At 61.0% G+C, this 23,061-nt stretch carries 22 protein-coding genes; 6 read left to right on the top strand and 16 right to left on the bottom strand.

From position 1 onward, the window contains the following. Window positions 1-31: 31 nt before the first annotated feature. From ACLH1I_RS11085 to ACLH1I_RS11105, 5 genes are all read left to right on the top strand, one after another. Window positions 32-463, top strand: a complete 432-nt coding sequence (locus ACLH1I_RS11085; RefSeq protein WP_004204063.1) for a MarR family winged helix-turn-helix transcriptional regulator — start codon at window positions 32-34, stop codon at window positions 461-463. After that, window positions 463-2,115, top strand: a complete 1,653-nt coding sequence (locus ACLH1I_RS11090; protein ID WP_048324020.1) for an MFS transporter — start codon at window positions 463-465, stop codon at window positions 2,113-2,115. The genes ACLH1I_RS11085 and ACLH1I_RS11090 overlap by 1 nt, the downstream gene beginning before the upstream one ends. 28 nt (window positions 2,116-2,143) lie before the next feature. Continuing rightward, window positions 2,144-3,229 carry an HlyD family secretion protein gene (locus ACLH1I_RS11095; RefSeq protein ID WP_004204059.1) on the top strand — a complete coding sequence of 362 codons (1,086 nt, stop codon included), beginning with the start codon at window positions 2,144-2,146 and terminating at the stop codon, window positions 3,227-3,229. Continuing rightward, the gene (locus ACLH1I_RS11100; protein WP_048324017.1) at window positions 3,226-4,596 is read left to right on the top strand and encodes an efflux transporter outer membrane subunit; all 1,371 of its coding nucleotides are present in this window, start codon (window positions 3,226-3,228) and stop codon (window positions 4,594-4,596) included. Before ACLH1I_RS11095 ends, ACLH1I_RS11100 begins: the two co-directional genes overlap by 4 nt. 106 nt (window positions 4,597-4,702) lie before the next feature. Continuing rightward, on the top strand, window positions 4,703-5,362 hold the full coding sequence (locus ACLH1I_RS11105) for an O-methyltransferase (protein WP_198079761.1): 660 nt from the start codon (window positions 4,703-4,705) through the stop codon (window positions 5,360-5,362). Between the two features lie 133 nt (window positions 5,363-5,495). On the opposite strand, the gene ACLH1I_RS11110 is transcribed toward ACLH1I_RS11105, so the two are convergent. Together ACLH1I_RS11110 and hrpA are read right to left on the bottom strand one after the other, a co-directional pair. Further along, complete coding sequence (locus ACLH1I_RS11110) at window positions 5,496-6,371, bottom strand: hypothetical protein (RefSeq protein WP_225983747.1); 876 nt, start codon at window positions 6,369-6,371, stop codon at window positions 5,496-5,498. A 155-nt stretch (window positions 6,372-6,526) separates the two neighbouring features. Next, window positions 6,527-10,429 (bottom strand): ATP-dependent RNA helicase HrpA, encoded by a 3,903-nt coding sequence (gene hrpA, locus ACLH1I_RS11115; RefSeq protein ID WP_198079763.1) that lies wholly within the window; start codon window positions 10,427-10,429, stop codon window positions 6,527-6,529. Window positions 10,430-10,632: 203 nt separating this feature from the next. Here hrpA and azoR point away from each other — a divergent pair, with 203 nt between their 5' ends. Further along, a complete protein-coding gene (gene azoR / locus ACLH1I_RS11120) occupies window positions 10,633-11,238 on the top strand; it encodes an FMN-dependent NADH-azoreductase (RefSeq protein ID WP_002902889.1) in 606 nt (201 codons plus the stop codon). A gap of 3 nt (window positions 11,239-11,241) precedes the next feature. On the opposite strand, the gene ACLH1I_RS11125 is transcribed toward azoR, so the two are convergent. The 14 genes from ACLH1I_RS11125 to paaA all read right to left on the bottom strand — a co-directional run bounded on the left by ACLH1I_RS11125 (window position 11,242) and on the right by paaA (window position 22,878). Continuing rightward, complete coding sequence (locus tag ACLH1I_RS11125; RefSeq protein WP_086424422.1) at window positions 11,242-11,688, bottom strand: GFA family protein; 447 nt, start codon at window positions 11,686-11,688, stop codon at window positions 11,242-11,244. 9 nt (window positions 11,689-11,697) lie between these two features. Further along, window positions 11,698-12,294 carry a phenylacetic acid degradation protein PaaY gene (paaY, locus tag ACLH1I_RS11130; RefSeq protein ID WP_198079765.1) on the bottom strand — a complete coding sequence of 199 codons (597 nt, stop codon included), beginning with the start codon at window positions 12,292-12,294 and terminating at the stop codon, window positions 11,698-11,700. Between the two features lie 9 nt (window positions 12,295-12,303). Beyond that, on the bottom strand, window positions 12,304-13,230 hold the full coding sequence (gene paaX / locus ACLH1I_RS11135) for a phenylacetic acid degradation operon negative regulatory protein PaaX (protein ID WP_025999095.1): 927 nt from the start codon (window positions 13,228-13,230) through the stop codon (window positions 12,304-12,306). A gap of 129 nt (window positions 13,231-13,359) precedes the next feature. Further along, window positions 13,360-14,676 (bottom strand): phenylacetate--CoA ligase PaaK, encoded by a 1,317-nt coding sequence (gene paaK, locus ACLH1I_RS11140; protein ID WP_023318113.1) that lies wholly within the window; start codon window positions 14,674-14,676, stop codon window positions 13,360-13,362. A 26-nt stretch (window positions 14,677-14,702) separates the two neighbouring features. Then, window positions 14,703-15,908 (bottom strand): 3-oxoadipyl-CoA thiolase, encoded by a 1,206-nt coding sequence (pcaF, locus tag ACLH1I_RS11145; protein WP_017898728.1) that lies wholly within the window; start codon window positions 15,906-15,908, stop codon window positions 14,703-14,705. Further along, window positions 15,908-16,330 carry a hydroxyphenylacetyl-CoA thioesterase PaaI gene (gene paaI / locus ACLH1I_RS11150; protein WP_048294676.1) on the bottom strand — a complete coding sequence of 141 codons (423 nt, stop codon included), beginning with the start codon at window positions 16,328-16,330 and terminating at the stop codon, window positions 15,908-15,910. Before paaI ends, pcaF begins: the two co-directional genes overlap by 1 nt. Next, window positions 16,320-17,744, bottom strand: coding sequence for a 3-hydroxyacyl-CoA dehydrogenase PaaH (gene paaH, locus ACLH1I_RS11155; protein WP_192796510.1), 1,425 nt, complete (start codon window positions 17,742-17,744; stop codon window positions 16,320-16,322). Before paaH ends, paaI begins: the two co-directional genes overlap by 11 nt. Next, the gene (paaG, locus tag ACLH1I_RS11160; protein WP_004204040.1) at window positions 17,745-18,533 is read right to left on the bottom strand and encodes a 2-(1,2-epoxy-1,2-dihydrophenyl)acetyl-CoA isomerase PaaG; all 789 of its coding nucleotides are present in this window, start codon (window positions 18,531-18,533) and stop codon (window positions 17,745-17,747) included. It abuts the gene before it with no gap. A 2-nt stretch (window positions 18,534-18,535) separates the two neighbouring features. Beyond that, on the bottom strand, window positions 18,536-19,303 hold the full coding sequence (gene paaF / locus ACLH1I_RS11165) for a 2,3-dehydroadipyl-CoA hydratase PaaF (RefSeq protein WP_198079767.1): 768 nt from the start codon (window positions 19,301-19,303) through the stop codon (window positions 18,536-18,538). Continuing rightward, window positions 19,300-20,370 carry a 1,2-phenylacetyl-CoA epoxidase subunit PaaE gene (paaE, locus tag ACLH1I_RS11170; RefSeq protein ID WP_048324005.1) on the bottom strand — a complete coding sequence of 357 codons (1,071 nt, stop codon included), beginning with the start codon at window positions 20,368-20,370 and terminating at the stop codon, window positions 19,300-19,302. Before paaE ends, paaF begins: the two co-directional genes overlap by 4 nt. Window positions 20,371-20,377: 7 nt before the next feature. Beyond that, window positions 20,378-20,875, bottom strand: a complete 498-nt coding sequence (gene paaD, locus ACLH1I_RS11175) for a 1,2-phenylacetyl-CoA epoxidase subunit PaaD (protein ID WP_048324003.1) — start codon at window positions 20,873-20,875, stop codon at window positions 20,378-20,380. Window positions 20,876-20,886: 11 nt separating this feature from the next. Then, window positions 20,887-21,642 (bottom strand): 1,2-phenylacetyl-CoA epoxidase subunit PaaC, encoded by a 756-nt coding sequence (gene paaC, locus ACLH1I_RS11180; protein WP_048324000.1) that lies wholly within the window; start codon window positions 21,640-21,642, stop codon window positions 20,887-20,889. 7 nt (window positions 21,643-21,649) lie between these two features. After that, window positions 21,650-21,937, bottom strand: a complete 288-nt coding sequence (paaB, locus tag ACLH1I_RS11185) for a 1,2-phenylacetyl-CoA epoxidase subunit PaaB (RefSeq protein WP_002902768.1) — start codon at window positions 21,935-21,937, stop codon at window positions 21,650-21,652. An 11-nt stretch (window positions 21,938-21,948) separates the two neighbouring features. Further along, the gene (gene paaA, locus ACLH1I_RS11190) at window positions 21,949-22,878 is read right to left on the bottom strand and encodes a 1,2-phenylacetyl-CoA epoxidase subunit PaaA (protein WP_004176377.1); all 930 of its coding nucleotides are present in this window, start codon (window positions 22,876-22,878) and stop codon (window positions 21,949-21,951) included. Window positions 22,879-23,061 lie beyond the last annotated feature (183 nt).

Raw genomic sequence — 23,061 nt, forward strand, 5'->3', positions numbered from 1 at the left:
TTAGAGCTCTAACGATTTTGGCAGACGACCTATGGACCATCGACAGCTAAACTTCTCCCATCTTTTATATCTGACTGCCCATCACTGGCGGCTGGCGGTTAATCGTCGGCTGAAAAACCTCGGCCTCAGCCAGGCCAGCTGGGTAGCGGTCGCCGCTATCGCCCGCCATCACCAGCCGCTGTCGCAAAGCGAACTGGCGCAGGAGCTGGGAGTGGAGAGCGCGACCATTGTGCCGCTGATCAACCGCCTGGTGACCCTCGGTCTGGTGGAGCGCGTCACCACCGACCGCGATAAACGCAAGCGGCTGCTGGTGGTCACCGACCAGGGGCAGGCCCTCTTCGAGCAGGTCAAAACGGTGGCGGACGATCTGCGTGAAGAGATCCTGACGGCGATTACTCCGCAGGAGCGGGAACAAACTCAGCGGGTGCTGGAAAAGCTGTTGCGCGAAGTGGAGAAGAAATAATGCCCCGTCGTCAGAGTAACCCTTACGCCCCCCATGACTGGGCGCCGCATGAAAAACCGGCCCTGCTCGGCTCGCCATCGACGCCGCTGCACAGCCCGGCGAAGCGCCTGGCCTACGGGGTGGTCGGGCTGCTGGTGTGCCTCACCGGCGCGCTGGGCAACGCGGTAGTCACCGCCAATCTGCAGCTGCTGCAGGGCACCTTCGCCGCCTGGTCGACGGAGATCGCCTGGCTGCCGGCGGTGTATGTCATGACCAACGTCTCCATCAACCTGCTGCTGGTGAAATTTCGTCAACAGTTCGGGCTGCGCGCCTTTACCGAAGGCTTTCTGGTGCTCTATGTGCTGGTCACCTTCTTCCACCTGTTCGTCAACGATCTCAGCTCGGCGATGATGGTCCGCGCCGCCCACGGCATGGTGGCCGCGGCGCTCAGCTCGCTGGGGATCTACTATCAGGTGCAGGCCTGGCCCGCACGCCACCGCCTTAAAGGGCTGACCATCGGTATCACTGGCTCGTCGCTGGCCATTCCGCTGGCGCGCCTCTTTTCCACCGAGCTGCTGCAGAGCGACGAATGGCGCGGGCTCTACTTCTTTGAACTGGGGCTGGCGCTGGTGTCGCTGGCCTGCGTCATCGCGCTGAAGCTGCCGCCGAGCGATCGTAAAAAGGTGTTCGAGAAGAAGGATTTTATCACCTTCTTCCTGCTGGCCCCCGGCATGGCGCTGGTGTGCGCGGTGCTGTCGCTGGGGCGGCTCGAGTGGTGGTTCGAAGCGCCGTGGATCGGCTGGTCGCTGGCGGCGGCGGTGGTGCTGATCGTCGCTGCCATCGCCTTCGAGCATAACCGCAGCAATCCCCTGCTCAATACCAAATGGCTCTCCAGCGGCAGTATCCTGCGCCTCGGTCTGATTATGCTGCTGATCCGCATCGTGCTGGCGGAGCAGAATACCGGGGTGATCGGCTGGCTGCAGTACGTTGGCCTGCAAAACGAACAGATGACCAACCTTGCGTGGTCAATTTTCGCCGGCATTCTGTGCGGGATCATTGCCAGCTGCCTGACGCTTAACCCGCAGAAGCTCTACTGGCCGACCGCCACCGCCCTGGCGCTGATCATGGTGGCCTCGCTGCTCGACAGTCAGTCCAACGCCCTCACCCGCCCGGAACAACTGATGTTCAGCCAGTTTTTGCTTGGCTTCGGCAGCGCCTTCTTTCTGGCGCCGGCGATGCTCGCCGGTATTGGCGGGGTGTTCGCCGATCCGCGCAACCTGGTCAGCTTCTCGGTGCTGTTCGGCATGAGCCAGAACATCGGCGGCCTGCTGGGATCGGCGATCCTCGGTACTTTCCAGACCTGGCGGGAGAAATTTCACTCCAGTCAGCTGGCGGATCAGATCACCACCCTCAACCCGCTGATCGTCGAGCGTCTGCAGCAGTACAGCCAGATGTACCAGAGCCAGATCGGCGACAGCACGCTGCTTAACGTCCAGGCCACGACGCTCCTGCAAAACGCCGCGACGCTGCAGGCCAATATTCTCGCCTGGAATGATACCTATCTGCTGACGGCGGCGATCTCCGCCGGGACGTTAGTGTGGGTTTTCTGGCGCTTAATTCGCTTACGACTAACCGCCCGTATCGCATTAAAACGCGCCACTGGCAGCAAATAATTATCATCATTTCATCTCTGGAGTCGTTATGAGTCAGCAGGATGCGGCCAAACAACAGGCCAATACCCGAAACAACATTCGCGTGGTCTCCATTTTTACCGCCGCGGCGATAGGCCTCGTCGGCGTACTGGTGATCCTCTATGCCTGGCAGCTACCGCCGTTCACCCGGCATAGCCAGTTTACCGACAACGCCTACGTGCGCGGGCAGACCACCTTTATCAGCCCACAGGTCAACGGCTACATCACTGCCGTCAACGTCAAGGATTTCGCCATCGTTCAGCCGGGCGAGGTACTGTTCCAGATAGACGATCGCATCTATAAGCAGCGGGTGCACCAGGCCCAGGCCACCCTGGCGATGAAGGAGGCGGCGCTGCGCAACAACCTGCAGCAGCGCAAAAGCGCCGAGGCGACGATCGCCAAAAACGAAGCCGCGCTGCAAAACGCCCGCGCGCAGAATCTGAAAATCCAGGCCGATTTAAAAAGGGTGCAGGAACTGACCGCCGATGGCTCGCTGTCGATCCGCGAGCGTGATTCCGCCCGCGCCAGCGCCGCCCAGGGGGCAGCGGATATTGAACAGGCGAAAGCGGCACTGGAGATGTCGCGCCAGGACCTCGAATCGACCATCGTCAATCGCGATTCGCTGGAGGCCGACGTGGCCAGCGCCAAAGCCGCCCTTGAACTGGCGCAGATTGACCTGCAGAATACGCAGATCATCGCCCCCACCGGCGGCCAGCTGGGGCAGATTTCGGTGCGTCTTGGCGCTTACGTCAGCGCCGGAACCCATCTGACTTCGCTGGTCCCGCCGCAGCACTGGGTGATCGCCAACCTGAAAGAGACCCAGCTGGCCGATGTGCGTATCGGCCAGCCGGTTACCTTCACCGTTGACGCGCTCAACGGCGAGACCTTCCACGGCAAGGTGCAGAGTATCTCCCCGGCGACCGGGGTGGAGTTCAGCGCTATTTCGCCGGACAACGCTACCGGCAACTTCGTCAAGATCGCCCAGCGCATCCCGGTGCGCATCACGGTTAACGAGGGGCAGCGCAACAGCGAGCGCCTGCGCCCCGGCATGTCGGTGCAGGTGACCATTGATACCCGCGCGGAGAAGCAGCCATGATCCGCCCGGTCACCCTTGTCATCATCCTGGCGCTGGTCGGCTGTCAGTCCGCCGATGTCCAGCGCGCGCAGCCGACCCTGACCATCCCTGCCGCCTGGCGGGCCGACGTTGGCCCTGCCAGCCCGGTGGAAGGCGTATGGTGGCGCAATTTTCATGACAGTGCGCTGAATCTGTATGTCGACCGGGCGCTGCGCTATAACAGCGATGTGCTGATCGCCCGCGAGCGGGTCAATGAGTATCAGGCGCGGGCGTATGCCGCCGACAGCAGCCTTTTTCCCTCGCTGGATGCCAGCCTGACCGGCACCCGCGCCCGCGCGCAGTCCGCCGCCACCGGCCTGCCGATCCACAGCACGCTGTACAAAGGCGGCCTGACCGCCAGCTATGATGTCGATATCTGGGGCGCGAACCGCAGCGCGGCCAGCGCCGCCGGGGCCAGCCTCGAGGCGCAGAAAGCCGCTGCCGCCGCGGCCAATTTGAGCGTCGCCGCCTCGGTGGCCGTGGGCTACGTGACGCTGCTGTCGCTGGATGAGCAGCTGCGGGTCACGCAGCAGACGCTCCAATCACGGGAAGACGCCTGGCGGCTGGCCAAACGTCAGTTTGAAACCGGGTATACCTCGCGCCTTGAGCTGATGCAGGCGGATTCGGAGCTGCGCTCAACGCGGGCGCAGATCCCGCCGCTGCAGCACCAGATTGCGCAGCAGGAAAACGCCCTCAGCGTGCTGCTGGGGGATAACCCCGGCGCGGTCAAACGTGGCGAATTCGCCGGGCTCACCCCGCTGCGTCTGCCCTCGCAGTTGCCGTCCACCCTACTCAATCGCCGCCCGGATATCGTACAGGCCCAGCGTCAGCTGGTAGCCGCCGATGCCACCCTGGCCTCGTCGCAGGCGCAGCTGCTGCCGTCTATCAACCTGACCGCCACCGGCAGCCTGCAGGACCGGACGCTGCCGGATCTGCTCGACGATCCGCTGCGACTGTGGAGCATTGGCGGTAGCATCCTGGCGCCGCTGCTTAACCGTCAGGCGTTAAACGCCCAGGTGGATGTCTCCATGGCCCAGCGCAATCAGGCGCTGTACAGCTATGAGAAAACGGTGCGCGGCGCGTTCGAAGAGGTCAATGACAGCCTTGACGCCATTAGCCGCTATGGCGAACAGTTGACCGAGCTGCAGGGACAGGTGGCGGTAGCGGAGGAAACATTGCGCATTGCGCAGAATCGCTACCGTAACGGCTACTCTTCGTATCTGGATGTGCTTGATGCCCAGCGAACGCTGTTCTCCACCCAGCTTAGCGTGGTCCAGGTGAAGAATAACCTGCTGTTGGCGCAGATCGATCTGTACCGGGCGCTGGGAGGCGGCTGGATGAACGCGTGAAAAGCCTGCTCGCGTCGGTCCGCCACCGTCCAGAGCGCGGAAGCCAGTATTCAGGCCGGGATAGCGTTGCGCCACCCGTCCACTACTACCACCAGGGAGTTAATCTATGCAACAACAGTGGTCTGCTGTCGATAATTACATGATTTCTTCGCTTATTCCTGATGATGACGTGCTGAGACAGGTTCTGGAAAACAACAAACGCGCCGGGCTACCTGAACATGATGTTGCGGCCAATCAGGGGCAATTTCTGGCGCTGTTGGTGCGCATGACCCAGGCGCGGCGGATCCTTGAAATTGGCACGCTCGGCGCCTATAGCGCCATCTGGATGGCGCGTGCGCTGCCCGCCGACGGAAAGCTGATTACCCTCGAGGCCGACCCGACGCATGCGGGGGTGGCGCGCCAGAATATCCGCCTCGCCGGGCTAAACGAGCGCATTGAGCTTATTGAAGGACCCGCGCTGAACACGCTGGAAAATTTGGCGAACACGCCGCCATTCGACCTGATCTTTATTGATGCCGATAAACATAATAATCCTCACTATCTGGAGTGGGCGCTGCACTATTCCCGCCCCGGGACGCTGATCGTGGGCGATAACGTGGTGCGCGATGGCGAGGTGATTAATGGGCAAAGCGATGACGCGCGTGTGCAGGGCGTGCGTCGGTTTATCGAGATGATCGGCGATAACCCGCGGCTCACCGCCACCGCGCTGCAGACGGTGGGCATTAAGGGATGGGATGGCTTTACGCTGGCGCTGGTGAATGGCTGAGATCCGGGCGGCCTGATGCCCTCACCCCGGCCCTCTCCCCCAGAGAGAGGGAGAAACCCCGCTCTCCTGCCCGGCAGCACCAGCCTGCATGAACCTATGCTGCCGGGCCCGCGGGGCTTTCTGCCGCGGAGGATCATCGAGGATAATAGGTATACTGGTAGTGCAGAGACTGATCTTTCATTGCCCCTGCAGCAGGCTGCTCGCCATACTCCGCAGTACAGTTCCCCTCGGGATCCCACCCTAAACAACGGGCCTGGCGTGGTCCATTATACGTTGAGGTCGTTTCCCGGGATATCCAGCGCCCTTTTTCATCCCAACGCAGCGTCGAGGTGGAGTCCGAGTCAGCCATGCGGCTAAGGCGCCCATCCGTATAGCGGTAATCGACAGCAAGCATGACCATCATACCGCCGTTGACCGTTTTACGGACCAGGCGGTGCCGGTCGTCATACTGATAGGTGGTCGTATGCAGGACTTTGGGCGGTTGCTGCGTCGCGGACACATTTTCGGCGCGCACAATCCGCCCGAGAGAATCGGTATAAAACTGTTCGCGCATCACCATCTTGCTGATATTTCCCGTCGCGCTCCGGGTCTGCCGGATATATTCCCGCATCCATCCTTTATCATTTCGCCAGCGAACATTATCTCTGACGATCGTTGAGCCATGTGCGGTGTTAAGGGTTTTTGCCCGCTCATAGCTTGCCAGCCGGCGGCATCGCGCGAAACGAAGGGCGCCATATTCGTTATTCTGGCTGCCGACGATTTGCACGCTCTGCACTTCGCCGTTCAGCGGCGGAAGGGAGGTCAAAATAAAAAAGTTCGCATCGTTGATCGCCCGCTGTGTTTCATCGCAGGAGGAAGCGTCAACGAAGGGTTTACACGCGGGCATCACAAGGATAGCCAGCGCCAGCATGAGGAATTTGTCCATATCAAGAAGGGTAAAAATAGACTCCGTGTTCTGGTTTTCCTGCGAAACAAGGCTAAAAATACGCGGAGACTGCCGATGACCCAAGCCGGCAGGTCGATTTTCAGATTCCGTTCATTTTTCATTCGGCGGGGAAGCATCAGGGCGGGGAGATAACCGGGTACGGCGTACGGCTTCGCGACCGCTCCCGGGTTTCCCCTGCCCGGCAAGCACTGCGCCGCCGGGCAGGGGAAAGGGTGGGATTACGGCGTCACCTGCTCCATCGCCTGCAGGACACGTTTGTCCGAGATGGGGTACGGGGTCCCCAGCTGCTGGGCGAAGAAGCTCACCCGCAGCTCCTCGATCATCCAGCGGATCTCCCGGACATCGTCGTCCTCACGGCGGTTCGGCGGTAGCTTATTCAGCCACTGCTGCCACGCCTGCTGCACGCTCTCAATTTTCAGCATCTGCGCGCGGTCGCGGTGCGGATCGATAGCCATCTTCTCCAGGCGCTTTTCAATCGCCTGTAGGTAGCGCAGCGTATCGCCAAGACGACGGAAGCCGTTGCCGGTGACAAAGCCGCGGTAAACCAGCCCCGCCATCTGCGCTTTGATGTCCGACAGCCCCAGCGCCATGGTCATATCCACCCGGCCTTTCAGCCGTTTGTTGATATTGAACACCGCAGTGAGGATCTGCTCGACCTGTTTGGCGATCTCTACCACCGTCTCGTTGAGCTCGGCGCGAACTTTATCGTGCAGCTGGTTGAAGCCCTCTTCCGTCCATACCGGACCGCCCGCCTCGTCGATAAGCTTATCAACGCCGCAGGAGATACAGTCGTCAATCAGATCCAGCACTTTGCCGTACGGGTTGAAATAGAGCCCGAGCTTGGCTTTGTTCGGCAGTTTCTCGTGCAGATACTTAATGGGCGACGGAATGTTAAGCAGCAGCAGGCGACGCAGACCGCGCCACATGGCCTGCTGCTGTTCCTGTGGATTATCAAACAGCTTGATGGCCACGCTGTCGCGCTCGTCCACCAGCGCCGGCCAGGCTTTCACCTTATAGTTGCCGCGCTTCTGTTCATAGCTTTCCGCCAGGGTGCCAAAGCTCCAGATATGCAGCCCGCTCTGCTCGATGCCATCATCAGCGACCGCCGACAGCGTCTCCTGAACTTTGCCCTTCAGCGCCTCTTTCAGCGCCTGCAGCGAGCGCCCTTCCTGCAGCTTCTTGTTTTTATCATCCACCACCCGGAAAGTGATTTTCAGGTGATCGGGCACCTGATCCCACTGCCAGGCTTCGCGGTCGATGGTCACGCCGGTCATCTTACGCAGCTCGCGCTCCAGGGAATCGAGCAACGGCAGCTCAAGCGGCGTCGCCCGGCCAAGAAACGCTTCCGCATAGTTGGGAGCCGGGACAAAATTGCGCCGCACCGGCTTCGGCAGCGATTTTATCAGCGCGATAATCAGCTCGCGACGCAGGCCGGGGATCTGCCATTCAAACCCGGCCTCCTCCACCTGGTTCAGCAGCGGCAGCGGAATATGCACCGTCACGCCGTCGGCGTCGGCGCCCGGCTCAAACTGATAGCTAAGCCGCAGCTTAAGGTTGCCCTGATGCCAGAAGTTCGGATAGTCCAGCTTGCTAACCTGCTCCGCCCCTTCCTTAATCAGCATGCTCTTCTCAAAGTTGAGCAGATCCGGCGTCTCTTTGCTGGCCTGCTTCCACCAGCTGTCGAAGTGGCGGGCGGAGATGACGTCGTGGCTGATGCGCTGGTCGTAGAATTCGAACAGGGTCTCGTCGTCCACCAGAATGTCGCGGCGGCGCGACTTATGCTCCAGCTCTTCGATTTCCGCCCGCAGCTTCAGGTTCTCCCGGAAGAAGGCGTGGCGCGTTTGCCAGTCGCCCTCCACCAGCGCGTGGCGGATAAACAGCTCGCGGCACAGCGCCGGATCGATCTGGCTGTAGTTGACCTTACGCGCGCCCACGATCGGCAGGCCGTAGACGGTGACCTTTTCCGTCGCCATCACCGCGCCCTGCGCCCGCTCCCAGTGCGGCTCGCTGTATGAGCGTTTGATCAGGTGCTGCGCTACCGGCTCCACCCACTCCGGCTCAATGCGGGCGGCAATGCGGCCCCACAGCCGGCTGGTCTCCACCAGTTCCGCCACCATCGTCCACTTCGGCGGCTTTTTAAACAGACCGGACCCCGGGAAAATGGAAAAGCGGGCGTTGCGCGCCCCGGTAAACTCCTGTTTATCGGCATCCTTCATGCCGATGTGCGACAGCAGACCGGTCAGCAGCGCGGTATGGATCTCGCGATATTCCGCTGGCTCGCTGTTGATCGGCAGGCCAAGCTCCTTCACCACCTGGCGCAGCTGGGTATAGATATCCTGCCACTCGCGCACGCGCAGATAGTTCAGAAAATCGACCCGGCACTGACGGCGGAACTGATTCGACGACAGGGCTTTCTGCTGTTCGCCGAGATAGTTCCACAGGTTCACAAAGGCAAGGAAGTCAGACTCTTTATCGTGAAAGCGGCGGTGTTTTTCGTCAGAGGCCTGCTGTTTGTCCATCGGCCGCTCGCGCGGATCCTGAATCGACAGCGCGGAGGTGATGATCATCGCTTCTCGCACGCAGCCGTGCTTCTGCGCCTCCAGCACCATCCGCGCCAGACGCGGGTCTACCGGCAACTGGCTAAGCTGACGGCCCATCGGGGTCAGCTTGTAGGCGGTGGCCTGCTCATCGGTGGTGATGGCGCCCAGCTCTTCCAGCAGGCGCACGCCGTCCTGAATGTTGCGCTTATCCGGCGCTTCAACGAACGGGAAGGCGGCGATATCGCCTAAGCCCAGGGCGGTCATCTGCAGGATGACCGACGCCAGGTTGGTGCGCAGAATTTCCGGATCGGTAAATTCCGGTCGCGACAGGAAATCGTCTTCTGAATAAAGACGAATACAGATCCCTTCCGAGACGCGACCGCAGCGGCCTTTTCGCTGGTTGGCGGACGCCTGGGAAACTGGCTCGATCGGCAGGCGCTGCACCTTGGTGCGGTAGCTGTAGCGGCTGATACGGGCGGTACCGGGATCGATAACGTACTTAATGCCCGGTACGGTCAGCGAGGTTTCCGCCACGTTGGTCGCCAGCACGATGCGTCGTCCACTGTGCGGCTGGAAGACGCGGTTCTGCTCGCTGTTGGACAAGCGAGCGTACAGCGGCAGCACTTCGGTATGGCGCAGATCCAGCTTATTCAGCGCATCGGCGGTATCGCGAATCTCCCGCTCGCCGCTCATAAAGATCAGAATATCGCCGGGCCCTTCGCGCCCGAGCTCATCGACGGCATCAAAGATCGCCTGCAGCTGATCGCGCTCGGTATCGTCCGCCTCTTCCACTATCGGCCGATAGCGCACTTCCACCGGGTAAGTCCGCCCGGAGACTTCGATAATCGGCGCATTATTGAAATGCTTTGAGAAACGTTCCGGGTCGATGGTCGCCGAGGTGATGATAATTTTCAGGTCAGGACGGCGCGGCAGCAGCTCTTTCAGATAGCCGAGCAGGAAGTCAATGTTCAGGCTGCGCTCGTGCGCTTCATCGATAATGATGGTGTCGTACTGCATCAGCAGGCGATCCTGCTGGATCTCCGCCAGCAGAATACCGTCGGTCATCAGCTTGACCATGGTGTTGTCGCTGACGTGATCGCTAAAGCGGACCTTATAGCCGATACAGCCGCCCGGCTCCGTTTGCAGCTCCTCGGCGATACGGTTGGCCACGGTTCGCGCGGCCAGACGGCGCGGCTGGGTATGGCCGATTAGCCCTTTCAGCCCGCGGCCCAGCTGCATGCAGATTTTTGGCAGCTGGGTGGTTTTACCCGAACCGGTCTCCCCGGCGACAATCACCACCTGGTGATCGCGTACCGCCTCGAGAATTTCTTGTTTTTTCTGGCTAACCGGCAGATTTTCCGGATAGGTGATGGCCGGACGCGCCGCTTCGCGCAGCAGGACTTTACTGGCTGCCTGGCTTATCTCCTGCGCCATCTCCTGAAGGATGGCCTGTTGCGATTCAGGATTTTTAACCTTCTTCACGCCGTGCAGACGGCGGGCAAAGCGCGTTTTGTCGCGCAGCATCAGGCCGTCGAGCTGTTGATAAAGCTGGGGGAAGGTGATTTTTTGTTGTTCTGTCATAGCGTTATCGGGCAGAGCTCTGCCGGGAAAATCTCTTTTGAAGTATTGCCTTAGAGTACCACATCTGCGCCACTCATGCCTTGTTCAAAAAATCTGAACATAGGATTCGATATATTGCGCTATCTCTGTGGCGCGATTGTGAATACAGTGTCATCAAGCACCAGGGCACTGACCCGTCAATCACATTAAAAAAGGAAACACCCATGAGCAAAGTATTAGTTCTGAAATCCAGTATTCTGGCAGGGTACTCACAATCTGGTCAGCTTTCCGACTATTTTGTTGAACAATGGCAGGAAAAACACCCGGGCGACGAGATCACCGTGCGTGACCTGGCCGCTAATCCGATCCCGGTTCTGGATGGTGAACTGGTTGGCGCCCTGCGTCCGAGCGACGCGCCGCTGACTCCGCGTCAGCAGGAAGCGCTGGCCCTTTCCGACGAGCTGATCGCTGAACTGAAAGGCAACGATGTGATTGTTATCGCTGCGCCGATGTACAACTTCAACATCCCGACGCAGTTGAAAAACTATTTCGACCTGGTGGCTCGCGCCGGCGTTACCTTCCGCTACACCGAAAAAGGGCCGGAAGGTCTGGTGACCGGTAAACGCGCGGTCGTTGTGACCAGCCGCGGCGGTATCCATAAAGATACCCCGACCGACCTGGTCACCCCGTACCTGTCCACCTTCCTCGGCTTCATCGGCATCACCGACGTGAACTTCGTGTTCGCCGAAGGTATCGCTTACGGCCCGGAAGTCGCGGCCAAAGCGCAGTCTGACGCGAAAGCGGCCATCGACAGCGTGGTTGCAGCCTAATAGTTAACTCCTCTCGCTTCCTGCGGGAGGAGATTTTTTTTGTTTTTTCTCGTAGCGCAAATACCCCACCACGCCTCCGCCGCCATCTTTTGGATGATTCACGCCGTCGTTGACTTCCACGCAAGGAAAATCGAAAGGTGAAACGCCGTCAATGCAGGCCACATTCACCCCATACTGCTGTGGGTTTGATCGCCGTTGATGAAAGGTGTAGATCCCGCATACCGAGCAGAAAAAGTGCACGGCTTCCCCTGTATTAAAGCGATACTCTGTGAGCTTATCCCTGCCGCGTACCACATCGATTCCTGAACGCGGCGAAGAGACCGCGACCGCCCCACGCATTCGACAATATGAACAGTTACAGCGCCGAACGGTGTTGAAGCCGTCGCTGAGCTCAACGGTAAAGGCCACCGCACCGCAGTGACAGTGAGCGGATAATTTCTCTGCCATTATATTTACCCCTCAGGTGGAGGATTTTGGCCGCAGGTTTTCATCAAACTCCAGCCGCTTACGCCCGTCCTCCACTTCCCGTAATGGCTCAACCTGGTGGAGCGTCTGCTTACAGCGTTCCACCAGCGCCTGGTATTCACGGGTACCGTGCTTTTTCCACGCCAGCTCCTGTTCGCTCAGGACGCGAATCGCTTTTGCCGGGCCTCCGATAATCAGATGGTTGGCGGGCATCTCGGCGTTGGCTTTGACGAAGGCCGAGGCGCCGACAATGCTGTTTTCGCCGATAGTCGCCCCGTCGATAATCACCGCGCTCATCCCCACCAGCGCATTGCGGCCAATTACGCAGCCGTGCAGAATAGCGCCGTGGCCGATATGGCCCTCCTCTTCCACCACCGTATCCTGGCCTGGGAAGCCGTGCATCACGCAGTTGTCCTGTATATTGGCCCCGTCTTTGACCACGATGCGGCCAAAATCGCCGCGCAGGCTGGCGTTGGGCCCAACATAGACCCCTTTGCCGAGGATCACGTCGCCAATCAACACCGCGGTCGGGTGGACGTAACTCTCCTCCGGCACCACCGGGGTCAGTCCATCAATCTGATAAATCGGCATGCAACCTCCTTATGCGCCCGGCAAACCGCCAAAGCGCTGATAATAGAGCGGGCCCGGCGCGGGAAGCTCGCCGACCGAGCTTTCACCTTTCTCGCTGACGAACGCCAGCGCGCCGGGACTCACCCGTTGGTAAATATTGATACACAGCTGGCGGGCGGTTTGCCCCGCCCAGTGCGCCGGCAGCAGCTCTTCCGGCAGCAGCGGATCTTTGAGCACCACCCGGCGATAGAAATGAATCAGCAGGAGCTGGATCTGAAAGCTGCGCTCCGGCGTTAACTCCGCGGGGTCGCAGTCACGGAGCAGCGGCAGTATCGGCCGGAATAGCGAGATGAACGATTCATACATCTCGTTTTGTTCGGTGAGATGCCAGCACTCCTCTACCCGGCTGCGCAGCGCCGCCCGGGAGAGCGCCAGCGGCGAGTGGGCTTCAAAACAGATGACGTTTTCGGCGACGCCTGCTTCGTGGAGCAGCGACTGGACATCCGCCAGCTTTTGCGACGGCGAGGCTAACAGGCTCGGGGCCAGCGCGCCAAATCCCTGCCACAGCAGCTGCTTTTTGACGTCGGCCAGCACATTTTTTTCCAGGCCTTCCGAGAGCAACAGCAGCCAGGTACCATCCCATTCCGGGGCGTTCGCCCGATAAATTTTATGTTCCGCACGACGGGTCAGGCGCAGCCCTTTGTCACTCAGACGATAGAAGCTGCGGCGGCCGATACGGACGACATCAAGCCACTCTTCTTTATTGAGGCGAAACAGCGCGGTGCGGACGAAGCGCTCGCCGAAGCCTAATCCTTCCAGCAGCGCCGCGACGCTGCCCAGCCACACTTCCCCACCGCGTTGTAATAAGGCGTCGCCATACAGCGAGGCGATCAATGACGTGCCGCTGATCGGCGTCGCCGTCACGGCTTGTTGAATAAAGGCGTCGAGTTTACTCATCTGATTCATGCTGTTGTTATATTTTTCCTTTATGAATCATAGCACAGGAATTTCCCCGGCTGAGGGCGTAAAGGCCTCAGCCGGGCTAACCGTGTAGCCCCGGTCAGCGCAGCGCCACCGGGGAGAGGTTTAACCGCTGACCACCGCTTTACGCAGATCAAATACCCGACAGGCTTTGCCTTCAGAGCGCGGAATGCTGCCGCAGTTGACGATAGTGATATCGGTGGAGATCCCGACCATCGACTTGATGCGGTGGCGCAACTGGTGACAAATCTGGCAGCGCTGCTCGTGACTCAGCGCCAGCCCGCTCTCTTTCAGCTCCACGCGCACCGCCAGCGAATCAAGATGGCCGCGGCGATTGACCTCCAGCTGGTAGTGCGGCGCCAGATGTTCAAACTTAAGGATCTCCTCTTCCAGCTGCGACGGGAAGACGTTAACCCCGCGGATGATCAGCATATCGTCGCTGCGTCCGCTGATGCGGTCCATACGGCGCATGGTGCGGGCGGTGCCCGGCAGCAGGCGCGTCAGATCGCGGGTACGATAGCGGATCACCGGCAGCGCCTCTTTGGTCAACGTGGTGAACAGCAGTTCGCCGTGTTCGCCATCGGCCAGCGGCGTGCCGTCGTCCGGGTTAACGATTTCCGGGAAGAAGTGGTCTTCCCAGATGGTCGGGCCGTCAACAGTCTCCAGACACTCCATCGCCACCCCCGGCCCCATCACCTCCGACAGACCGTATATGTCCAGAGCGGTGATCCCCAGCCGGCGCTCGATCTCCGCGCGCATCGCCAGGGTCCACGGCTCGGCGCCAAAGACGCCGACGCGTAATGAACAGCCGCGGGCATCGCCGCCCATCTGGCGCTCCAGCTCTTCAATCAGATTCAGACAGTAGGACGGCGTCACCATGATCATATCCGGCTTGAAATCACGGATCAGCTGCGCCTGTTTTTCGGTCTGTCCGCCGGACATCGGGATCACCGTCGCGCCTAAGCGTTCTGCGCCGTAGTGCGCGCCAAGGCCGCCGGTGAACAGGCCATAGCCGTAAGCGACGTGAATTTTATCTTTCGCCGTGCCGCCGGCGGCGCGCAGCGAACGGGCGACGATATTGGCCCAGTTATCAATATCGTTCTGCGTGTAGCCCACCACCGTCGGTTTGCCGGTGGTCCCGGAAGAGGCGTGAATGCGCACCACCTGCTCCATCGGCACCGCGAAGGTATCGAAGGGATAGTTGTCGCGCAGATCCTGTTTGGTGGTGCACGGGAATTTGGTCAGGTCGCTCAGTTCGCGAAAGTCGTCAGGGTGCACGCCGGCGGCGTCGAATTTGCGACGATACATCGGCACATTGTTATACGCATGATTCAGGGTCCACTTCAGCCGTTGGGTTTGCAGGGCCTGCAGCTCATCACGCGAGGCGGTTTCAATCGGATCTAATTTTGTAGTAGTTATCATTGTAGGGTACTCGCAGGTAAATTAGCTCACACTCGCTCGAGGATCATGGCGATGCCCTGACCCACGCCAATACACATCGTACACAACGCATAGCGCCCGCCGCGGCGCTGCAGCTCAAGGCTGGCGCTCAGCGCCAGACGCGCGCCGCTCATGCCCAGCGGATGGCCTAACGCGATGGCGCCGCCGTTGGGATTCACATGCGCCGCATCGTCCGGCACGCCAAGCTGTCTGAGCACGCCCAGGGCCTGGGCGGCGAAGGCCTCATTCAGCTCAATCAGATCCATATCGTGGATATTGAGTCCCGCCCGCTCCAGCACTTTACGCACCGCCGGTACCGGCCCCAGCCCCATCAGCCGCGGTTCGACCCCTGCCGTCGCCATCGCCACGATACGCGCGCGCGGCGTGAGCCCCTGGATAGCGGCCTGCTGTTCGCTGGCGACGATCAGCGCCGCGGCGCCATCGTTGACGCCGGAAGCATTGCCCGCGGTAATGACGCCGCCCTGGCGGAACGGCGCTTTCAGTTGCGCCAGCTGCTCAAGCGTGGTTTCCGGGCGCGGATGCTCGTCCTCGCGCACGTCGCTGACCGCCCCTTTCCGTCCGACAATCTGCACCGGCACGATCTCCTGCGCCAGAATGCCATCGCGCTGGGCCTGCGCCGTGCGCTGCTGGCTGCGCCAGGCGAAAGCATCCTGATCGGCGCGGCTAATATTTAACAATTCAGCTACATTCTCGGCCGTTTCCGGCATGCTGTCAGTTCCGAAGTGTTGCGCCATGAGCGGGTTCACAAAACGCCAGCCAATGGTGGTGTCAAACAGCTCCGCCTGACGCTGATACGGCGCGCTGGCCTTCCCCATCACAAACGGCGCGCGCGACATCGACTCTACGCCGCCGGCAATCAGCAGATCGGCATCGCCGGCTTTGATCGCTCTGGCGGCAAAGCCGATCGCATCCAGACCAGACCCACATAAACGGTTAATCGTGGTGCCCGGTACGGTATGCGGGAAACCTGCCAACAGCGTCGCCATATGCGCCACATTGCGGTTATCTTCGCCCGCCTGATTCGCGCAGCCGTAAATCACGTCATCGATCGCGGTCGGGTCAAGCCTGGGGTTGCGGCTCAGCAGCGCCCGCAGCGGGATCGCCGCCAGGTCGTCGGCGCGCACGCTGGCCAGCGCGCCGCCGTAGCGGCCAATCGGCGTGCGGATCCCGTCACAAATAAAGGCCTCGCGCATTAGACTTCTCCTGTGATTGTGCCGCCGATGCGGTGCGATTTGCCGCGAAACAGGGCCACAATTTTTTGCTGTTGATTAACAATTTCAATGTCGTAGACCCCGGTCAGCTTGCCCTGCTGTTTGACTCGGGCGGTGGCGACCAGCCGGTCCCCGGCAAACGCCGGGCGAAGGAAATCAATGCTGGCCGCCGAAGCCACCGCCGCCAGCCCCTGGCTGTTACAGGCGTAGGCGAAAGCGGTATCGGCAAGGGTAAATAGCTGACCGCCGTGACAGGTTTGATGGCCGTTAAGCATGTCCGGCGAGACGGTCATGGTCATCTGCGCAAAACCATCGTCCATTTCGATAAGTTCGATCCCCATCTTTCTGGCGCAGGTATCTTTTTCGTACATCGCGCGCGCGTTGCGCCACGGATCATTGCTCATGGTGCTTCTCCATTAGCGCCTTCTGGCGCAACAGGGAACCGGGGCGATAGCGCTCCTCGCCATAATGGTGATGCAGGTTCTCCAGCAGGCGCAGCACGCGGCGCCAGCCGAGGCTTTCCCCCCACGCCAGCGGGCCCTGCGGGTAGTTGACGCCAAGACACATGGCGGTATCGATATCCTGCGCGCTGGCCACCCCTTTCTGCAGTGCGTCCAGCGCTTCGTTAACCAGCATCGCCACCGTGCGCCACACCAGCAGGCCGGGATAATCGGCGATGCGCAGCACTTTCTTGCCCTGCTGCTGGAAATAGTGCACCGCTTTGTCCGTCGCCGCCGGCGCGTTGGTCGCCGCGGCGGCCAGCACCACCGTATCGCTGGCGCACAGGTCATACACCACCACCGGACGACGATGCTTAACGCTCAGCGCCAGGGCGGTTTCGCCTTCGGTCTCCAGCAACAAAAGCTCGTCCAGCTCGGTGACACTGTCACTTACCGTCATCACGGATTGCGCGCCAGTGGCGACCGGCGTCAGCGTCACCTCCGGCTGCGTCTCCGCAGGCCAGCGATAGACGCCGTGACCGCTCTTTTTCCCCAATCGCCCGGCCAGCGCCAGCTCCTGCTGCAGGAGCGATGGCAGGTAACGCCGGTCCTGCCAGAAGGCGTTAAATACCGAGCAGGTCACGGCGAAGTTGACGTCCTGGCCAATCAGGTCAGTCAACGCCAGCGGTCCCATCGGAAAACCGCCGCCGTCACGCAAAGCGGCATCGATAACCTCCGGGGCGGCCACCTGCTCCTCCAGCGCCCGCCAGGCTTCAGCATAGAACGGACGCGCCACGCGGTTAACGATAAAGCCGGGCGTCGAGCGGCAGCGAACCGGCCGTTTCCCCCAGCCGCTCACGCACTGGCACAGCTGCTCCACCACTTCCGCAGACGTCGCCAGGCCGCTGACAACCTCCACCAGCTGCATCACCGGCGCCGGATTAAAAAAGTGCAGCCCGGCCACCCGCTCCGGGTTTTTGACCCCGGCGGCGATGGCGGTAATCGAAATCGACGAAGTGTTGCTGGTCAGCAATGTTGACGGCGAGCAGATCGCCGCCAGCTGCGCGAACAGCGCCGCTTTCACCTCCAGGCTTTCAGAGGCCGCTTCGATCACTAAATCTGCGTCGGCCAGCGCGGCTAAATCGTGGGCCGGATGCAGCCGCGCCAGCAGCGCGTCGGCCTGCTCTGACGCCAGTTTGCCGCGCTCGACCCGAGAGACAAGACGCCTGGCAATGCCATCGATCGCCCGGACGATGGCCTGATGATCGATGTCGTAAATCAGTACCGGGTGCCCGGCGGCAGCAGCCACTTCGGCGATGCCGGCCCCCATGGTGCCGCTGCCGATCACCGCCACGTTGGCTAAGGATGTCGTCATCATCTATTTCCCGCTGAACTGTGGTGGCCGTTTGGCCAGAAACGCGCTGACCCCTTCGCGGTAATCATCGCTGCGCCCGGCGAGGCGCTGATAATCGCGCTCCAGATCCAGCTGCGCGTCGAGACTGTTGGTTTCCGCCGCCAGCAGCGCCTTTTTAATCAGCCCAAGACCAAACGTCGGCTGGGCCGCAAGATGGCGCGCCAGTTGCAGACTGGTATCCGCCAGTTCGGCATCGTCCACCAGTTGCCAGATAATCCCCCACTGCGCGGCCTGTTCCGCGCTGAGGCTGTCGCCCAGCAGCGCCAGCCCCATCGCGCGCGCGCGGCCAGCCACCCGCGGCAGGAACCAGCTGCCGCCGCAGTCCGGCACCAGCCCGAGCTTGCTGAACGCCATCACAAACTTGGCCGAACGCGCGGCCAGCACGATATCGCAGCCCAGCGCCAGGGTGGCGCCTGCGCCAGCGGCTACGCCGTTGACCGCGCAAATCACCGGTTTCGGCAGCGCCGCCAGACGGCGCACTAACGGGTTGTAAAAGCGTTCCACCGACAGGCCGAGATCCGGCGGCGGCCCACTGGGGTCGACGTTGCGGTCATTCAGATCCTGGCCGGCGCAAAATCCGCGGCCGGCGCCGGTGATCAGCAGGCAACGCACGCCGTCGTCGCGCTCGGCCTGCTTCAGACATTCCGCCAGCTGCTGATGCATCCGATCGTTAAAACTGTTGAGGCGGTCCGGGCGATTGAGAGTGATGGTCATGACGCCCTGTTCCACTGCGCTGAGAATGAAAGCTTCCACGATTAGCGTCCTTTAAAGTCCGGGTTACGTTTTTGTAAGAAGGCGTCGATGCCTTCGCGGCGGTCTTCGGTGGCGCTCAGCAGGCTGAACAGCTGGCGCTCCTGCTGGAGACCGGCCTGCAGGCTCACTTCCTGCGACAGGCGCAGCGACTGTTTCGCCGCCCGCAGCGCCAGCGGCGCATGGCGGGCGATGGTGGTCGCCAGTTGCAGGGAATACTCATCGGTTAACGCCGCCGGATGGACATCGCTCACCAGCCCGGCCTGCTGCGCCTGACGGGCGTCAATACTCTCGCCGCTCAGCACCATCCGGCTGGCCAGCGCCTTGCCAACGCTGCGGATCAGCCGCTGGGTGCCGCCAGCGCCCGGCATTATGCCGAGGGTAATTTCCGGCAGGCCAAAGCGGGCGTTGTCCCCGGCGACAATCAGATCGCACAGCAGGGCCAGCTCGCAGCCGGCTCCGAGGGCGTAGCCGTTGACCGAGGCGATCAGCGGTTTGGGGAAGGCATCGATACGCGCCCACAGCCGCGGGCGGATATCGTCCAGGGTCGCCGGGAGATCTTTCTCCGCCATCTCATTCAGGTCGGCCCCGGCGGCAAAGAAGCGCGGGTTACCGCTGATGACGCAGACGCTGACGCGGTTATCAGCGGCCGCGACCTCCAGCGCCTCGGCAATCTGGGTTAATAAGGCATTGTTCAGTGCATTGCGGGCCTGCGGACGGTTGAGCGTCAGCTGCAGCACCCGGCCATGGCGGTGGATCAGCAGCTCGCTCATGCCATCCCCCGCGCGTCAAAGTCGACAACTACGTCGCCGCTGGTAGGCAGCGCCTGGCAGCTCAGTACATAACCCGCCGCCAGCTCATCCGCTTCGAGGCTATAGTTGGCGGCCATCGCCACTTCGCCGCGCAGCACTTTGCATTTACAGGTGGCGCACACCCCGCCCTTGCAGGCAAACGGCAGGTCTGCCCCCTGACGCAATGCGGCATCCAGGATGCTGTCGTCTTCGGCGCTGAGGGCGATCAGCCGATCGCGCCCGTCCTGGCGGATGGTGACCGTGCGTCCCTCCGCCTGCACCCCGGCGGCGCGCTTAACGCTGCCGCCCGGCGTATTGAAGCGTTCGAGATGAATCGATTTCTCCGCTACGCCAAGTTCACGTAACGTTGCTTCCGCCTCGTCCATCATCGTCGCCGGACCGCAGATAAAGGCCTCGTCGAAACGGCTGAAATCCAGCAGATGGTCAGCGAGCTGGCGCAGTTTGTCGCCGTCAATGCGCCCCTGTAAAAGATCGCTGTCCATCGACTCCTGGCTGAACAGATGTATCACCTGCAGGCGCTGCGGATAGCGGTCTTTTAAATCGGCCAGCGCCTGGCGGAACATCATGCTGTGGCTGTTGCGGTTACCGTAGATCAGCGTGAAGCGACTGTACGGCTCGGTGGCCAGGGTGGCGCTAACGATCGCCATCATCGGCGTGATCCCGGAGCCGGCGGCAATCGCCAGATAGTCGCCCTGCCGTTCGGCCTGCGGCTGATAGCCGAAATGCCCCTGCGGCACCATCACCTCCAGCTCCATCCCCTGCTGGATATCGTGCTGGGCGTAGCGCGAGAAGCGCCCGCCGTCGATGGCTTTGACCGCGACGCTGATCTCTCCCGGCGTGCGGCTGCGGCAGATGGAGTAACAGCGGCGCAGCTCTTCACCGCCCAGACGGGCTTTTAGCGTCAGATGCTGGCCCGGGCGAAAACAGTATTCCGCCTGCAGGGCTTGCGGGATCGCAAAAGTGATGGTCACCGCATCGCGGGTTTCCGGCTCGACTCTCGCCACCTTAAGCGAATGGAACGTCGTCATGGCAACCTCAAATACATTTAAAGTAATCAAAAGGTTCCCGGCAGCTGTCGCAGCGATAGAGCGCTTTGCAGGCCGTGGAACCGAATTCGCTAAGCAGCGAGGTATGGGTGCTGCCGCAGCGTGGACAACTCACCTCGGCGGGCATATCCGCATGGCAGGCGTGCCCCTGCGGCGGGCTGATGCCGTACTGGCGCAGGCGCTCACGGGCGTCCTGGCTCATCCAGTCGGTGGTCCAGGGCGGGTCCAGCTGCAGGACGATGTGGACCGGCAGATAACCATGCTCGCTCATCACCGCGCGGATCTCGCTCAGCAGATGCTCCGTCGCCGGGCAGCCCGAATAAGTCGGGGTAAAGCCAATCACCCAGCCGTCGCCGTGGCGCGCGACGCTGCGCACCATGCCGAGATCGGTGATGGTCAGCACCGGTACTTCCGGGTCCGGGATCGCGCTTAACAATCTCCAGATAGCGCGCACCTCGGCGGGAGCGATGTCATCTAAACGTTGCATCTTCCCCTCCCTTACCACTGCAGGCCGGGATGCGAACGCTGCAGATATTGCATCTCCGCCAGCAGCGGGCCGAGATGTTCACTGTGCAGCCCCTGTTTGCCGCCGCTGCGGAAGGCCGCTTCCTGCGGGATCGATAAGCCTGAGTCAAGCAGCGCGGTATGCACGGTGCTTTGCCATTCGGCCTGAAGCTCGCGCGGATCAACCGCAATGCCCTGCCCGGCCAGGCTGAGCTCCAGGTCATCGGCAAGGAACAGTTCGCCGGTGAAGCGCCACAGATTGTCGACCGCCTGCTGCATTTTGCGCTGGGATACCTCGGTACCGTTGCCAAGACGCTCCAGCCAGCCACGGCTGAAGCGCTGGTGGTAGCGCACCTCTTTCAGTCCTTTAGCGGCAATGGCCGCCAGCTGCGCATCGCGGCTGTTCACCAGCCGGCTGTACAGGGCGACGTGCCAGACGTCGATAAAGAACTGGCGGGCGATGGTGTCAGCAAAATTGCCGTTGGGCTGCTCCACTAGCAGCAGGTTGCTGAACTGGCGCTCATCGCGGCCGAAGGCCAGGGTATCTTCGTCGCCGCAGCCGTTAAGCTCGGCGGCATAGCTTAAAAAGTTGCGCGCCTGGCCAAGCAGGTCGAGGCCGATGTTGGCCAATGCCAGATCGATCTCCAGCTCCGGGGCATGGCCGCACCAGGCGCCTAAACGCTGGGCCAGCACCAGGCCGTTGTCGCCAAGACGCAGAGCGTAGGTGGCGACGGGATTCAGGTTATTCATCGCCGCCTCACATATGTTCCATGCCGTCCGGCACGGTATAGAAAGTCGGATGGCGGTAGACTTTGCTTTCCGCCGGGTCGAAGAATTCGCCGCGATCTTCCGGCTGCGAAGCAACGATTTCGCTGGCCTTCACCACCCAAATGGAGCAGCCTTCGCTGCGGCGGGTGTAGGCGTCGCGGGCGTTTTCCAGCGCCATTTGATCGTCGGCGGCATGCAGGCTGCCGACGTGACGATGGGAAAGCCCCTGTTTGCTGCGAACGAACACTTCATATAACGGCCAGTAAACTTTGCTCATGTTGTCTCTCCTTATGCCGCGCTGCGGGCCTGCTGTTTTTGCGCATGGGCCAGCGCGGCTTCGCGCACCCATTCGCCCTCTTCCCAGGCCTTACGCTTGGCGGCCAGGCGTTCGTGATTGCAAATCCCACGGCCGCTAATCACCTCGTTAAATTCCTGCCAGTCGATTTCGCCGAAGCGGTAGTGGCCGCTGGCTTCATCAAACTGCAAATCCGGGTCCGGGACGGTCATGCCGAGGATCTCCACCTGCGGCACGGTGTTGTCGACGAAGCGTTGACGCAGCTCGTCGTTGGAGTGCAGTTTGATTTTCCACGCCATGCTGCGGGCGCTGTTTGGCGAGTTGTCGTCGTTGGGGCCAAACATCATCAGCGCTGGCCACCAGAAGCGGTTAATGGCGTCCTGCAGCATTTGCCGCTGCGCGTCATTGCCCTGCGCCAGCGCCATGCAGGCTTCGAATCCCTGGCGCTGGTGAAAGCTCTCTTCTTTGCAGATTTTGACCATCGCCCGGGCATAGGGCCCGTAGGAGGTCCGGCACAGCGCCACCTGGTTGACGATAGCCGCGCCATCGACCAGCCAGCCGATCACGCCGATATCCGCCCAGCTCAGCGTCGGGTAGTTAAAAATGGAGGAGTATTTCATCTGCCCGTCGAGCATCTTCTGATACAGATCTTCCCGCGCGCAGCCAAGGGTTTCCGCGGCGCTATAGAGATACAGCCCGTGTCCAGCCTCATCCTGTACCTTAGCCAACAGGATCGCTTTGCGGCGCAGCGTCGGCGCGCGGGTGATCCAGTTGCCTTCCGGCAGCATGCCGACGATCTCCGAGTGCGCGTGCTGGCCTATCTGCCGAATCAAGGTCTTACGGTAGGCATCCGGCATCCAGTCCTGCGGTTCGATGGCCGTTTCCTGCGCGATGCGCTGGTCAAAGCGTTGTTCTTCTGTCACGTCATCACCTTTATGATTCCGATATTCACAACAAAAACATTTATGTGAATCACTTTGTTTATTGAAGGTTACATATTGGTTAAATAAAACCACAAATTTTGTTTGCTCTTTTTGTGATAATCTCCGCAAAACCTTTTGTAAACCACAATAAATACAGTAACTTAAGCATAAGGCGTAACGCCA

The sequence above is a fragment of the Klebsiella sp. 1SOBk10mer genome, assembly GCF_046602535.1.
Lineage (GTDB): Bacteria > Pseudomonadota > Gammaproteobacteria > Enterobacterales > Enterobacteriaceae > Klebsiella > Klebsiella quasipneumoniae.